We start from the raw sequence: 12,983 nt of genomic DNA on the forward strand, positions 1-12,983 counted from the left end.
TTCTGCCCCCTGTCCTCCTTGCCGACCGGACGCGGCTCACCTCGCGCGGACGCGGCTCACGTCGCCCGGACGCAACTCACCCCACACGCGCGCCCGCCGTAGCTCCCGTGACCTTGGCGTACTCCTCCCGCACCTCCCCGAACCGGAGCAGCTCCGCCGCCAGTGGGTCCAGCACCCGGGCCCGCCCGCACCCGGCCGCCGCCTCCCTCAGCCGACGTTCCGCCTCGAGCCCGTAACGTCGCGCCGGACCACGCGCGGCAAGCCTGCAGGTCCACTCGATGACCGGGCCTCCGACAAGACCGGCCAGCAGGAACAGCGCCGGCACACCGAAGTTCGACGGCAGGAATCCGACGACCTGCCCCGACATCCACAGCACCCCCAGGACCTGGAAGAGCGTCATCGTGGCCTGGGCGAGGACGGCAGCGGGCCACCAGCCGGGCCGGGGCGGCCGACCCTGCGGCACCGCGGAACCGGCGGCCAACTCGTCCAGCGCCTCCGGCAGCCCCTGCGCGCCGCGCACCGCGGCCTCCCGCACCGCCAGGGCCCAGGGCGCGGGCAGCCCGAGCGCGGCCCGGTCCGCCACCGTCCGGACGGCCTGCTCCACCCGCTGCCGGGCGGTGGCCTCCTCGTCCGCGGGCGCCTGCGCCGGGAGCCGTCCGGTGGAGGGCTCGCGCCGCTCCCGGTACCACCGCCACAGCCGCAACCAGGGAGTGCCGCAGGCACGGTTGGCATGGCGCAGCCACACACGTTCGGCGGCCTCCCCCGCCGCGGTGGCACCCACCGCGTCCGCCAGCCGTCCGGTGAAGTCCTCACGTGCCTCCTCGCTGAGCCCGCCGCGCCCACCGGTCGCGTAAACGGGCCGCAGCCGGACGGCGGCCGCGTCGATGTCGGCTGAGATGCGCCGCGCGGCCGCGCCACGCTCGCCCACGAACTGGCCCAGCACCTCCTCGAGTTCGTCCACCCCCTCTCCGGTGAGGGCGGACACCGCGAGCACGGTCGCGCCCGGCTCGCCGTACTCGCCGAGGGCGATCCCGTCCCCGTCGAGCAGCCGCCGCAGATCGTCCAGCACCTGCTCGGCGGCCTCCCCCGGCAGCCGGTCCACCTGGTTCAGGACCACGAACATGACCTCGGCGTGCCCGGCCAGCGGCCGCAGATAGCGCTCGTGGAGGACGGCATCGGCGTACTTCTCGGGATCGACGACCCAGATCACCGCGTCCACGAGCGCCAGGATGCGGTCGACCTGCTCCCGGTGCTGCACCACCGCGGAATCGTGGTCGGGCAGATCGACCAGGACAAGCCCCTGTAGTTGCGTCTTGCCGTCCGGGGTCTGCAAGGGGCGCCGGCGCAGCCGCCCGGGGATGCCGAGTCTGTCGATGAGTGGCGCCGCGCCGTCGCTCCAACTGCACACCATGGGTGCTGCCGTGGTCGGCCGCCGCACCCCCGTCTCCGAAAGAGCGACCCCGGCCAGCGCGTTGAAGAGCGTCGACTTGCCGCTGCCGGTGGCGCCCGCGATGGCGACCACCGTGTGCTCCCCGGAGAGTCTGCGGCGCGCGGCCGCCTCGTCCAGGACCCGGCCGGCCTCGGCGAGCGTGTTGCTGTCCAGCCGGGTGCGCGACAGTCCCACGAGCTCGCGCAACGCGTCCAGACGCGATCGCAGGGGCCCTTCGTAGGCGAGCTGCGCGGGCTGTCGCGCGCTGGGCGAACGGGGCTCGACGATCGTGATCTCCTGCTGGGCCACGGCCGGTTCGGGCAGCCGCCGGGCGATCAGCCCGTCGTCCCACTCGCCCGCCGCCTCGCCGCGGTCCGCCTGATCGTCGCCCTCCACACGCGCGTGCCCGGTGCCGTGCTCCACGCGCGCGTGGAGGGCACTCTCCCCGTCGTCCGCCTGCGGAGTCCCGTCCTCCGACCGAGCCTCCCGGGACGTGTCGTGCGTGTCCCTGTCCGCCTCGTCCTCCGCCGCGCCCGCGCCCCGGTCCCGCCGCGCCCGGCCGGATCCGCGCTGCACGCGTGCGTGTCCGCCTTGGTGGCCCGACTCGCGGAGAGCCGGACCACGCCCCTCGCCCTCTGGTCGCTCCTCGGCCGCCGCGGCCCCTGCCTTCGATGGTTCGCCCTCGGGGCCCTCGACGTGATCCGTGCGGTCAGTGACGGCAGCCACCGTGGTCACCTCTCCTTCTGCAGTACGGACAGCGCGGCGATGAGTTCGGCCTGGGGCTCGGCGTGCACACCGAGGGCGTCGAGGGGGGCGAGGCGGCGCTCACGCTCCGTGCGCAGCGCACGGTCGAGATACTCGGACAGCAGTCGTGATCCACGGTCACGCAGCCGCAAGGCACCCTGGGCACCGATCCGTTCGGCGAGTTCCTCGCCCGCCGCCCCCGCCCGGCGTCCGCCGAGAAGTGCGGTGGCGACAAGGGCGGACACCACCTCGGTGTCCGGAGCGACGCTCTTGTCGATGTCGCGGACCGCTTCCTCGGCGTACTCCTCGAGGACGCGGCGCCAGCGCCGTACGCCCATCCCGATGCGGTGCTCGGCGTTCTCCAGGGCCGGATCCCGATTGGTCAGCTCGGCTGCCTCGGCGGCCGGTTCACGCCGCCAGGCCTCGTCGACGCGCTCGTCGGCCGCCGTGACGGCGCACAGCAGCAGGGAGCCCAGGCTCTCCACGAGGGCGTCCAGCAGCTCGCCCGCGGTGCAGTCCAGCGGGTAGCTGTGCCACCTCTTCAGGGCGTCGCCGGCGAGCACGGCCCCCGAGTCCAGACGACTCCGCACGCGCGCGTACTCGCCGTCGTAGGCCGTGTCGACGGCCGCGGTGAGCCTCAATGCTGCCGCGTACTGCGCGGCGGTCGCGCCGGCCAGCTCGGGCAGTCGCGACTTCAGCGAGTTCAGCACGCCGTGCGCCGTACGCGCCACGGCCGTCTCCCGGGCGGCGGGATCGCTCACCTGGAGGGTGAGCCAGGCCCGCAGGGGCGCGACGGCGGTGGCGGGCAGCAGCCCGCCGCCACAGGCGGACTCGGGCAGTTCGGGCACGGTGAAGCGGGGCACGGCGCCGAGTCCCGCCTTGGTGAGCAGGGCCCCGTACTGCCGCGACACCTCGGACACGACCTGGTGCGGCACCCGGTCGAGCACCGTGATGAACGTCGCCCGGTGTTCTTTGGCGGTTCGCAGCAGATGCCACGGGACGGCGTCGGCGTACCGGGCGGCTGTGGTGACCAGGACCCAGATGTCGGCGGCGGTGATCAGCTCCGCGGCGAGCATCCGGTTGTCGGCGACCAGGGAATCGATGTCGGGCGCGTCCAGAAGGGCGAGTCCGCGCGGGAGCGTGTCGGCGGTCTCGATACGCAGCAGCCGCTCCTCGCGCCCGCCGACCCCCTCGAGATCGTCGCCGGTCTCCTGATGCGGCACCCAGACGCGGGTGAGATCGGGCAGTACGCGCATGCCGCTGAACCAGTGGTGATCTGCGGGATGGCAGACGAGCACGGGAGTACGCGTCGTGGGCCGCAGTACGCCCGCCTCACTCACCTTGCGCCCCACGAGGGAGTTGACGAGGGTCGACTTGCCCGCTCCGGTGGAGCCCCCGACCACGGCCAGCAAAGGCGCTTCAGGCTCTCTCAGCCGGGGCACCAAATAGTCGTCGAGTTGCGCGAGGAGCTCGTCGCGGTTCGCACGCGCGCGTGGAGCCCCCATCAGGGGCAGCGGGAAGCGTGCGGCGGCGACACGCTCACGCAGAGCGGAGAGTGCGTCGAGCAGCTGAGGCCGTACGTCCAAGGTCACCACATGCGAAGAATGCCCGCTTTTGTTGGCTTTATGAAGCATATGTGCGTTCCTGCGCGCCGACAGGACACAAGGGACGGAAGGCGCGACTGGGACGCAGGCATAACGAGTGCACAACACCCGGGGCGCCAGGCGTCAAAAGCGATGCAGGATTCGCACCTGCCTGCGATTATCGGACCGCTTCACTGAACCTCCACATCGAGCCACGGAGGTGAAGCACCAGGGACGAGGAGCGGAGAGCCCTATCCTTGTCCCCGGCAAGGTCACGGAACGGCCCACACCCGGGCACCACGACAGGCCACCACACCGGCCCCCGTAGCTCAGTGGATAGAGCAGGCGCCTTCTAAGCGCTTGGCCGCAGGTTCGAGTCCTGCCGGGGGCGCCACTGAGAGCCCTCCCTCCGGGAGGGCCTTTTTGCTGGTCAGAGCGGATGCAGCTCGACACGGTGAAGCCCCGGGCGCTCCCCCGATGATCAAGGGAACGTCCCGGGGCTGTCCGGCTGTCACCGGGTTTTCGCGGGTGGCCGTGTCGAATACGTGTCGAAGTTCCCGGCCGGAGGTCAGCCGGCGCCCGGCACCTCAGGGAGGTCGCCCGCAGCTTCGAGCCGCCGTTTCAGGTCCGGCAGCTGCCCGTCGATGCAGCGGGCACAAGTGGACAGGAGCACGGCGACGCTGTTCCCGGCCCACTCCGCCACCCGGGCGGGCGGGATGCCGTCGTTGAGCCACTTCGTGAGGCGCGTGTTCCGGTTGTCGTACACGCACCGCCCGGTGGGCGAGTCGAACATGTGCGGGGCAGCACGACCCTACGCGCGCTGCGCCACGCCCGACGGATGACGGAACCGGCGAGGATGCCGCCGTTCTCATCTTGAAAGAGCAGATCACCCGGCCTGACCTGTTCGTCCGCGATGTGCTGCCGCAGGATGCGTGTCAGGGCGGGATGCCCCGGCACCGTGCGTGTTTCACCCTCCGCACGACCTTTCAGCTCGCGTGGTTCGTGGATCTCCCCCGGGTCGGTGCACTGCTTGCCGACCGCCGGGGTCGCCGTGTGGATCAGCACCTCGCACCACTGGTCGTCGGCGTCGGGCTCGGGCAGGGTCACGTCATCCACCCGCATGGCCACGGCTTCCTCGGGTCGTGGGCCGCAGGCCGTTCGGGAGCTTGATGCAGCGCGGCGCGCGGCGTCCGGCCCGCCAGTCGTAGAAGGTCGAGCGGGAGACGGCCAGTTCCTCGCAGACCTCCGCGAGAGTGAGCATGGTCCGTCGCGGCCGCCTGAGCCGGTCGATCGCCCGCTCGATGGTGTCGTGTTCCTGGTACCGGTCTTCGTCGAAGCCGGGTGGCCGTCCACCCCGTGAGCGGCCCAGCGTGGGCGGACCACGTAGCGGCGGAGGCTGAGCAGTCGCGCGGCCGGTGAGCCGGTCCCGTGCGGATGCCTGCGGTTCGCCTCGGTCTGCTGGGCATCCGGCCCGCCAGGCAGTGAGTGACGCTGAATACAAAGTCACCGTTCGTCATCTTTATAGCGCCCTGACCAGGGGAAACAGAAACGGGGCCGGTCGCCGGCCGGGCGCGCTGAGCGCCTGCTTCGCGCCAACTCCGCGCCGCGCGGACGCTGCCCCAGCGCGTTCCAGCCACTCGCCAAGGCTTCTGGCTCTCGCCTGAACGCGACGATCCGTCAACCGCAAGGTGACCGAAAAATGATCTAGCCGGGGGGGCGACGATCTTGAATCATCTGCATGGCCATGTCATCCATTGACTTCCACATGACGACTTGAGGGTTGACTATGAAGATCAAGAGTGGTCTGAAGGCTAGCCTGGCAGCTGGCGCCTTGGTCATCGCGGCTGCCACCCCGGCGCTGGCGACCATCACCTACCCGGCGGAGGGCGGCACCTGGGACCACGGAGCCGGAACGGCGATCGTGTGGTCGGACTACTACCACGGGAGCAAGTGCCACGGCTCGACCGCCGTCGGTAAGTACATCGACAGTGACGAGGCAGCCAGCGGCAGCTGGTCCTTCGCGCAGGCCGACGTGGCGCTGTCGGGGAACAAGGCCTACTACAACACCTCTTGCTGATGCGGGCGGGCCTGCCCGCCCGCTGACCACAGGGTGAGCGGGTCGCCCGCGGACGCAGACGCCAGGTCTCGCGCGGACGGCCCGTCACCTGTCTGACTCTGCCCTTCCGGAGCCGCGCTCCCCGATCCCGGGTCGTTCATGCTGCACCGAAGTATCAAGTTCGTTCACGCCGCTGTGCTGGTGTTCTCCGCAGTACTCGCCTTTCTGTTCATCCGAGACCTCGATGGGCGTTGGGCCATGGGGCATTCAGCTGTCGTATGGGTGACGGATTCGCACGGTGCGACCAGCGGTGCACAGGTCACCCACGTGCTGACGGAGTTCGCCGATACCCACCGGGCGACAATCGCCCGTGAGACCCCCGATCTCAAGGCGCCGTACAGCCGTCGACACCTCTATCTCACCGCCGGCGGGCCCCGCTCCGACTGGCTGCGCGATGGCTACCCCGCGTTCGACCGCGACTACAGCACCGAGGTGCACCCCATCGCCGAACTCGGCAATCGCGATCCCCGCGGCTACTACTACGTGTTCGGACCGGACCAAGCCGCCGGCGGACTCGTCCAGGTCCTGGCAGGCCTCGGATTCGAGGCCGCGGTATACCACCCCTACTCCATCGACCAGTTGACTCCGGTCTACAGCGGCAGCGCTCTTCTCCGCTCCTTCTTCGTCGTCGCCCTGGCCGTCGTGACGATGACAGGTGCCGGCGTCATGCTCAGCGCCAAGGCGTACGGGGTCCAACGGCTGCAGGGCAGAAGTTTCGGGCGGATACTCCTGCGGGACCTCCGTCAGCTGGCCGTCTTCTGGATGGCCGCACTCCTGGTCGTGACCGCCCTGGTCCTCCTTCTGCTGGCCTGGTACAACGGGCTGGCCTGGATCGGGACCTTCGCTCTCGTGGCCTTGGGGTTCGCCGCCGCGCTGGGCCTCGTCGCCCTGACGGCCCACTCGATCGTCCTCCAGCTGACCTTCCGGGCCGAGCTGCTGCGCGCCCTCAAGGGTGAACTGCCCACCCGTACCGCTTCGGTGAGCACCTACCTCGTACGGATTCCCGCCCTGTTGCTCGCGGTGGGCATCACGGGTGACGTCGTCCTGGCTGGCCAGAACATCATGGCCCGTGAATCAAGCATCCAAACCTACCGCGAGATCGGGGACACGACGGCGCTCGCTCTCAACGGCAGTGTCGCAAGCGAGAGCGGCTTGAAGGCGCTCACCGATCAGGTAGGGGGGTGGCTGCGCCAGGCGGACAAAAACGGACAGGTTCTTGTCGTCGGACACCGGCATTTCCGGGATTCCGCCAACCGGGCCGCACTCCCCGACCGTGATCTTCTTCTGGTCAACGAGTCCTATCTCGCCGCGCAGCCGGTCCTCGACGCGGGCGGTCGGCGCCTTCCCGAGACAACAGCCGACCGCACCCGGATACGGCTGCTGGTGCCCAAGGGTCTGAGCCGTTACACCGACCGGCTCGCCGCCATGGTCCCGGAGACATTGAACCCGAACGAACCGGGCAAGGTCCCCGGCAAGCGGGTATCCGCTGTCTCCATCGAAGACGGTCAACGTCTCTTCACCTACAACCCCCGAGGTCGGCTGCAGCGGAGAACCAACCCGGATGCGGACGAGTCCTTCGTACAAGATCCCGTTCTCATCGTCTTTCCCGACGGGTCTCCCTACATGAGTGACCGTGGGTACATGTCCTACGCCTCGCAGCAGAGTCTCGTCTTCAAGGACCCGGACGATGTCACGGCCGGAATCGCGAAGTACCACCTGGAGACCTACGTCACCGGCATGAGCCCGGTCGGCCAGAACGCCGCCCTCAACCTCCGGGACCTCGTCGCCGACTTCAGGCTTCAGCTCTTCAACCTGGCGGTAGCGATATCGGTCCTGCTCATTACTGGCGTGGGAGCGTGCATCGTCCATGCCCGGAAGAACGCACAGACCATCTTCGCCCGGCACATCAGCGGCTGGCGGTTCCCCGTCACCCACCGCTCTCTCCTGGCCTTGGAGGGTGTCCTGGCCGTTCTTCTCGCTGTCTGGATGCCGTTCCAGATATGGCGGGAGAACCAGCAGAACCTTGAGCGGGCCGCCCTGGGAGCGGCGCGGCCCACTGCCCTCATTGAGATCACCGGCCTCGATCTCACCGCCAACGCCCTGCTCGTCGCCGTCGAGGTCACGGCGGTTGTCGTGGCACTGGCGGTCTTCCACCGCCGGATCGTCAAGGAAGGGGCGGCAGAAGCATGACATCGCACCGTTCTCCCGGAGCCAGCGCATGATCAAGATCGAAAAACTCGGCAAGTCCTACGGCCCCCGAACCCTCTGGTCCGGCCTGGACTTCACCGTCCAGCGCGGTCAGTTGCTTGCGCTGGTCGGCCCGAGTGGGTCCGGCAAATCGACCCTGCTCAATTGTCTCGGGCTTCTTGACAGCCCCAGTACAGGAGCGATCCACCACGAGGGCAAGGACATCACGGGCTTCGGACCGGGCGCGGCCCGGCGCTACCGGCGCGATGTCCTCGGCTATCTCTTCCAGAACTACGCCCTCATCGAGAACGCGACGGTCGCCGCCAACCTCGAAGTAGCCATGAAGCCGCGCAGGAAGCGAGGAGGCTCCCCGACCGTCGCCGACGCCCTCAAACGTGTCGGGCTCGACGGCCGTGAGAAGGAGCAGGTCCATAGGCTCAGCGGCGGCGAACAGCAGCGCGTTGCGCTCGCTCGCCTCATCGTCAAGGAACCGGCCCTCGTGCTGGCCGACGAACCTACCGGCGCCCTCGATCACGAGAACACCACCCTGGTGGTGGATATTCTCCGCACGATGAGTGACGACGGCTGCGCCGTGGTCATCGCCACCCACAACGACGCCGTCCGAGACCGCTGCGACACCGTACTGGCTGTCGGAAGTGCGACGGAGCCGGGGCCCGTCAAGAACAAGGAGCACGCATGAAGATTCGTCTCGGCTGGGCTGTCCCGCTCGGGCTGATCGTCCTCGCCGCCATCGCGGTCTTCGCCGTCTACGGCACACACGCATTCACCCTCGCGGGTCGGATCGCAGAGACGGTCTTCTGACGGCACAGGGCCCGGGTGCGTGGTGCGAAGTGATCCAGGGCCGCCGCAGTCCTACACGCACCTGCGGAGCCGGGGTGGGCACGGGGCTGCCGCCGCCCACCCCGGCTGGTAGCGATGCCGGGGCGGATGATCTGGACGGTGTCCAACACGCTGAAGCCGCCTCGCCGTACGGACTGACGGGGCGGCTTCGTAGCAGGGGGCGGCACGGCTACTGCGCCGGTTCGGGGCGGACCGCGCAGACCACCTCGCCCGTCAACGACACCCTCAAAGGCCGGCTCGGCCTGGAACGGCACGGCGGCCGCTCACCCGGTGACCGGGCAGTCCGCATCCTCCAGCGACTCCTCGCCCTGACCGCCGCGACATGGCACAACCACCACACCGGCCGGCCCGTCCCGCGGTCCCTGACCGACTACGACCACTAACCCTTGGAATCAGTCATCTAGTCACGTCGACAGCTGAGAAGACCTGGCCGCCTTCGTTCGTTGCGTCGCAGTCACTCCGAGGGCGGAAGCTTGTGGGAGAACGCGGGCCTTGCGAGCTTTCTGGAAGCCCTGGCAGGCTGGATCGACGACGCAGACGGCTGGTACACCAACAGCGGCCTGGAGATGCCGCCCGGCGGTGACTGGAAGTTCTTCGCACGAGCTCTGCAAGCGGCGACCGTGTACGAGTAGACCGAGCCGGGTCGAATGCGTGTCGAAGACCAGTCGACGGGACATCAAGTTCAGCAGAAGACCCGGGTCAGCGGAGGTGTGGTATCCGTCCCGCCAGGCGCCTTCTAAGCGCTTGGCCGCAGGTTCGAGTCCTGCCGGGGGCGCCACTGAGAGCCCTCCCTCCGGGAGGGCCTTTTTGCTGGTCGGAGCAGGTGCGACGCGGCACGGCGAAGCCCCGGGCACTCCCCCGAAGAACAAGGGAAGGCGCCGGGCTGTCCGGCTGTCACCGGGTTATTGCGGGTGGCTGCGGCAAATACGCGGCGAAGTTCTCCGCCGGGAGAGTCAGCCGACCTCGGGCGAACGGGACCGGTCTCCGGCGGCTTCGAGTCGTTTCTTCAGACCGGGAGCCGCCGTGGGGACCAGCCAGGCACTTGCCCTGCAAGATCCAGTAACAGGTCGTGCCGTAGACCCGCTTCGGCTCCTGCGCCATCCGGCAGGTACACCTCATGCATTCTCACGGCTGTCGGCCGGTCGTGGCGAGCCGAGAAAGAGTCGGCTGACATCGGCGAGCCAGGTTAGGTTGCAGAGCGAGGGCTACTCGCCAAGAGCGGGGTCAGGAAGCGTGCCCCGTCGCAAGGGCTCTCCGTTCACCGTTAGCGGAGAGCCCTCGCGTGTGCGGCGTGAAGGGTTCCCAGGTCGCAGGTAAAGGTTGCGTGCGGGAAACTATCCCCATGCAAGCGGGGTAGCTGTACAGGGTCCCGCCCCCTTTGACCGGGTGGTCTCATGGCGTTCTTCGCAGTCTCCAAGCACCGCTCCCCAGAGATGTCCGCCACCGACCTCGCGACGGAGAACGAGCGTCTCCAGGCGGAAAACGAGCAGCTTCAACACGCCGTGACCTCCCACGCCATCATCGATCAGGCCATGGGCGCCCTGGTGGTTCTCGGGCAGATTCCACCCGACGAAGCGTGGCGAACGCTTCGGGCCGTCTCGCAGCACACCAACACGAAGCTGCGTGTCGTCGCCGAGGATGTGCTGAAATTCGCCCGCGGCGGCAGCTTGCCGGACGCCGAACGGAATGAGTTGCAGCGAGCGTTGACCCGGTTCAAGGACTCGCCCGTCCGTGCAGACCAGCCGGCGATGGGTGAACGCCGCGGCGCCTGATATTCGTGCAGCCTCGTGTGTCGGTGAAACCCCACCGCGTGTGAGCGTGCGCCCGTTTCAGCGGTCAGCCGAACTGCGGCCGGATGGGGGTACGGACGGCGATGAGGGTGATGTCGTCGCGGGTGTCACCGGAATCGTGGGCGAGTTCGGCGCACAGCCGGTGCAGAGGTAGGTGGCGGTGGGTGGTGGCGTGCTGACGTAGGCGAGTCACGCCGTCGTCGAGGGAACGGGTTCGCGATTCGACCAGGCCGTCCGTGTAGCGCAGGAGCGTGGCGCCGTCAGGCAGAGAGCTCTGAGTGGTGGGGCGCTCGGTGGGGCGGAGCCCCTGGAGCATGGCGTGTCCCCCGGTGAGGTAGCTCGCGTTACCGTCGGCGGTGATCAGCAGGGGCGGGGGGACCTGCAACGGACCAGGACGCCTGCCAGGCCCCGTCAGCGGTTCGGTGCAGGCGGGCGAGGATCGCGGTGGCGCAGTCCGCGAGGGTCAGGCGGGCCTGGGCAGTGTCCAGGCGACGCAGGATCTGGCCCGGGGACTCGTCGGGGCGGTCGACCGCCAAGGCCCGGAGCATGTTGCGCAGTTCGCTCATGCGGGAGGCGGCTTGGATGTCGTGGCCGGCGACATCACCCATGACCATGGCCGGAGGGTCGATTGCAGGTGCGTTGCCGGGCGGGCTGCCGGCCGGAGTGTTCTCCGAGACGGTGCCCATCCCCGTGCCAGCCGTGATCCTGCTCTTTCCCTCGGTCAAGCTCGCTCGCCACCACTGAACCTGCACCGACGGTGCTCGACGTGAGGCAGTGGCGCTCCTGCGGTCAGTTGCAGCAAGCGCATCCGGGGCTGCATCCACACGAGTCCTCGACACTGTTGCTCGCAGGCGTTGCAGGTGGCGTAGCGCAACAGCCCTTGCCCTGCCAGGCGTCGCGGCCTTCCTTGGCGGCGATGGCGGCAATGACGAGGGCGGCGATCGGGTCGGCCCAGGACCAGCCGACGGTGGCGTTCAGGACCAGGCCGACCAGGAGCACGGCTGACAGGTAGGTGCACAGCAGGGTCTGCTTGGAGTCGGCGACGGCGGAGGCCGAGCCGAGTTCGCGTCCGGCCTTACGTTGGGCCGCGGAGAGGAACGGCATGATCGCCAGCGACAGGGCGGCGAGGGCGATGCCAGGGATGGAACGGTCGGCCTCACCGGAGCCGACCAGAGCGCGCACTGCATCGACGATGACGTAGGCCGCGAGCGCGAAGAACGAGACGGCGACGATCCGCAGCGTGGTTTTCTCGCGGGCTTCCCGCACGGCGTGCACTCGGGCGGAAAACTGCCAGGCGACGGCGATCGCAGAGGACACTTCGATGATCGAGTCGAGACCGAAGCCGACCAGCGCGGTGGAGGACGCCATGGTGCCGGCCGAGATGGCCACGACCGCCTCGATGACGTTATAGGTGATGGTCGCGGCAACCAGCAGACGTATTCGGCGGGCAAGCCCATCGCGTCGGGAGGGCGATGGGCCAAGGGATATCGCGGTCATCGGCAGCAGCCCTTTTCGTCGGCGTCGGGGCACGTACGGTCGCTTTCCACGGCCACCACGGTGGTCCGCAGGTCATCCAGTGCGTGGCCGAGGCGTTCGTCGGCGAGTTCGTAGCGGGTGCGTCGACCGTCCGGCACTGTCACGACCAGGCCGCAGTCCCGCAGGCAGGCCAGATGGTTGGACAGGCGCGTGCGTGAAATGCCGAGCGCATCAGCAAGATCGGCGGGGTAGGCCGGGGCTTGTCGCAGGGTGAGCAGAATGCGGCAGCGGATCGGATCGGCGAGCGCGCGGCCGAAGCGGGCCAGCACCTCGATGTCGGGAGCTACGGTGAGCACACCAAGACAGTACATGGAATCCTGAACTCAGGGAATCGTGAATCGTGATGATGTGTACGGCAGCGGAGTGCCGCAACCACGGCAGCCGTCGACGAACCGAGTCGCCTTTCTCTGCCCCAGGCAGCGCCGATATGACCACCAGCGACCGTTCTGCATAGAGCTGTGGATCAGAAGGTGCCCGCGCCCCATCCGTGCCCGATCGCTCGGGGAACCGTGGGGAATCACGGTGTCGAGCGGGCACCGCACAACGCGGCAGCCCTGACCGTAACGCCTGGTCAGCGGCTGTTCGCTTGCGCGGTGGATGTGTGATTTGAACCCACGGCGACTCGCGCCACGACGGTGTCAGGATCGTCGGTCGAGGTTCGGTGAAGCGGCTGCCGAGGTGCTCACGGCCCGGGCCAGTCCAGGCACAGGACGGTGGCATCGTCGCGTGGGTCGTGA

Annotated in this window: 12 protein-coding genes, 1 tRNA gene and 2 pseudogenes; 8 read left to right on the forward strand and 7 right to left on the reverse strand. The window is 68.9% G+C overall.

From position 1 onward, the window contains the following. Positions 1-76: 76 nt before the first annotated feature. Together ADL25_RS29710 and ADL25_RS29715 are read right to left on the reverse strand one after the other, a co-directional pair. On the reverse strand, positions 77-2,155 hold the full coding sequence (locus ADL25_RS29710; RefSeq protein ID WP_059130965.1) for a YfjP family GTPase: 2,079 nt from the start codon (positions 2,153-2,155) through the stop codon (positions 77-79). A 5-nt stretch (positions 2,156-2,160) separates the two neighbouring features. Continuing rightward, entirely contained in the window at positions 2,161-3,768 is a 1,608-nt protein-coding gene (locus ADL25_RS29715; RefSeq protein ID WP_181923049.1) for a dynamin family protein, read from the reverse strand. Between the two features lie 306 nt (positions 3,769-4,074). On the opposite strand from ADL25_RS29715, the gene ADL25_RS29720 reads away from it, so the two are divergent. Continuing rightward, positions 4,075-4,150: transfer RNA gene (locus ADL25_RS29720), tRNA-Arg, on the forward strand. A gap of 174 nt (positions 4,151-4,324) precedes the next feature. Here ADL25_RS29720 and ADL25_RS49910 read toward each other — a convergent pair. Both ADL25_RS49910 and ADL25_RS49915 read right to left on the reverse strand, forming a co-directional pair. After that, the gene (locus tag ADL25_RS49910) at positions 4,325-4,522 is read right to left on the reverse strand and encodes a hypothetical protein (RefSeq protein ID WP_234381085.1); all 198 of its coding nucleotides are present in this window, start codon (positions 4,520-4,522) and stop codon (positions 4,325-4,327) included. 342 nt (positions 4,523-4,864) lie between these two features. Beyond that, entirely contained in the window at positions 4,865-5,017 is a 153-nt protein-coding gene (locus ADL25_RS49915; RefSeq protein ID WP_181923050.1) for a helix-turn-helix transcriptional regulator, read from the reverse strand. Positions 5,018-5,542: 525 nt separating this feature from the next. Between ADL25_RS49915 and ADL25_RS29735 the strand changes: the two genes are divergently transcribed. The 7 genes and pseudogenes from ADL25_RS29735 to ADL25_RS29760 all read left to right on the forward strand — a co-directional run bounded on the left by ADL25_RS29735 (position 5,543) and on the right by ADL25_RS29760 (position 10,692). After that, entirely contained in the window at positions 5,543-5,833 is a 291-nt protein-coding gene (locus ADL25_RS29735) for a lactococcin 972 family bacteriocin (protein ID WP_059130951.1), read from the forward strand. A gap of 237 nt (positions 5,834-6,070) precedes the next feature. Then, complete coding sequence (locus ADL25_RS29740) at positions 6,071-8,062, forward strand: bacteriocin-associated integral membrane family protein (protein WP_159045029.1); 1,992 nt, start codon at positions 6,071-6,073, stop codon at positions 8,060-8,062. A gap of 28 nt (positions 8,063-8,090) precedes the next feature. Beyond that, positions 8,091-8,759, forward strand: coding sequence for an ABC transporter ATP-binding protein (locus ADL25_RS29745; RefSeq protein ID WP_059130953.1), 669 nt, complete (start codon positions 8,091-8,093; stop codon positions 8,757-8,759). Continuing rightward, positions 8,756-8,881, forward strand: coding sequence for a hypothetical protein (locus ADL25_RS51620; protein WP_267889283.1), 126 nt, complete (start codon positions 8,756-8,758; stop codon positions 8,879-8,881). Before ADL25_RS29745 ends, ADL25_RS51620 begins: the two co-directional genes overlap by 4 nt. A gap of 245 nt (positions 8,882-9,126) precedes the next feature. Beyond that, positions 9,127-9,303 (forward strand): annotated as a pseudogene (locus tag ADL25_RS50800) (IS982 family transposase); the annotation flags it as partial. A 60-nt stretch (positions 9,304-9,363) separates the two neighbouring features. Further along, a complete protein-coding gene (locus ADL25_RS29755; protein WP_420711377.1) occupies positions 9,364-9,552 on the forward strand; it encodes a DUF7660 family protein in 189 nt (62 codons plus the stop codon). Between the two features lie 762 nt (positions 9,553-10,314). After that, positions 10,315-10,692 (forward strand): ANTAR domain-containing protein, encoded by a 378-nt coding sequence (locus ADL25_RS29760; RefSeq protein ID WP_079050649.1) that lies wholly within the window; start codon positions 10,315-10,317, stop codon positions 10,690-10,692. Between the two features lie 64 nt (positions 10,693-10,756). Here the strand turns inward: ADL25_RS29760 and ADL25_RS52275 are convergent. The 3 genes and pseudogenes from ADL25_RS52275 to ADL25_RS29780 form a co-directional block, all read right to left on the reverse strand. Beyond that, positions 10,757-11,396: pseudogene (locus tag ADL25_RS52275) on the reverse strand (PP2C family protein-serine/threonine phosphatase). 103 nt (positions 11,397-11,499) lie between these two features. Continuing rightward, on the reverse strand, positions 11,500-12,207 hold the full coding sequence (locus ADL25_RS29775; protein ID WP_059130958.1) for a cation transporter: 708 nt from the start codon (positions 12,205-12,207) through the stop codon (positions 11,500-11,502). Next, positions 12,204-12,542: an ArsR/SmtB family transcription factor gene (locus ADL25_RS29780; protein ID WP_059130959.1), complete on the reverse strand. Its 339-nt coding sequence runs from the start codon at positions 12,540-12,542 to the stop codon at positions 12,204-12,206. Before ADL25_RS29780 ends, ADL25_RS29775 begins: the two co-directional genes overlap by 4 nt. Positions 12,543-12,983: the final 441 nt, after the last annotated feature.

It is taken from the genome of Streptomyces sp. NRRL F-5122, from assembly GCF_001507435.1.
Taxonomy (GTDB): Bacteria; Actinomycetota; Actinomycetes; order Streptomycetales; family Streptomycetaceae; genus Streptomyces; species Streptomyces lannensis.

Bases quoted from the DNA above. Each gene is read 5' to 3' on its own strand.
- ADL25_RS29735 (WP_059130951.1), top strand. From the start codon at position 5,543: ATGAAGATCAAGAGTGGTCTGAAGGCTAGCCTGGCAGCTGGCGCCTTG.
- ADL25_RS51620 (WP_267889283.1), top strand. From the start codon at position 8,756: ATGAAGATTCGTCTCGGCTGGGCTGTCCCGCTCGGGCTGATCGTCCTC.
- ADL25_RS29760 (WP_079050649.1), top strand. From the start codon at position 10,315: ATGGCGTTCTTCGCAGTCTCCAAGCACCGCTCCCCAGAGATGTCCGCC.
- ADL25_RS29775 (WP_059130958.1), bottom strand. From the start codon at position 12,207: ATGACCGCGATATCCCTTGGCCCATCGCCCTCCCGACGCGATGGGCTT.
- ADL25_RS29740 (WP_159045029.1), top strand. From the start codon at position 6,071: ATGGGGCATTCAGCTGTCGTATGGGTGACGGATTCGCACGGTGCGACC.
- ADL25_RS29745 (WP_059130953.1), top strand. From the start codon at position 8,091: ATGATCAAGATCGAAAAACTCGGCAAGTCCTACGGCCCCCGAACCCTC.
- ADL25_RS49915 (WP_181923050.1), bottom strand. From the start codon at position 5,017: ATGCTCACTCTCGCGGAGGTCTGCGAGGAACTGGCCGTCTCCCGCTCG.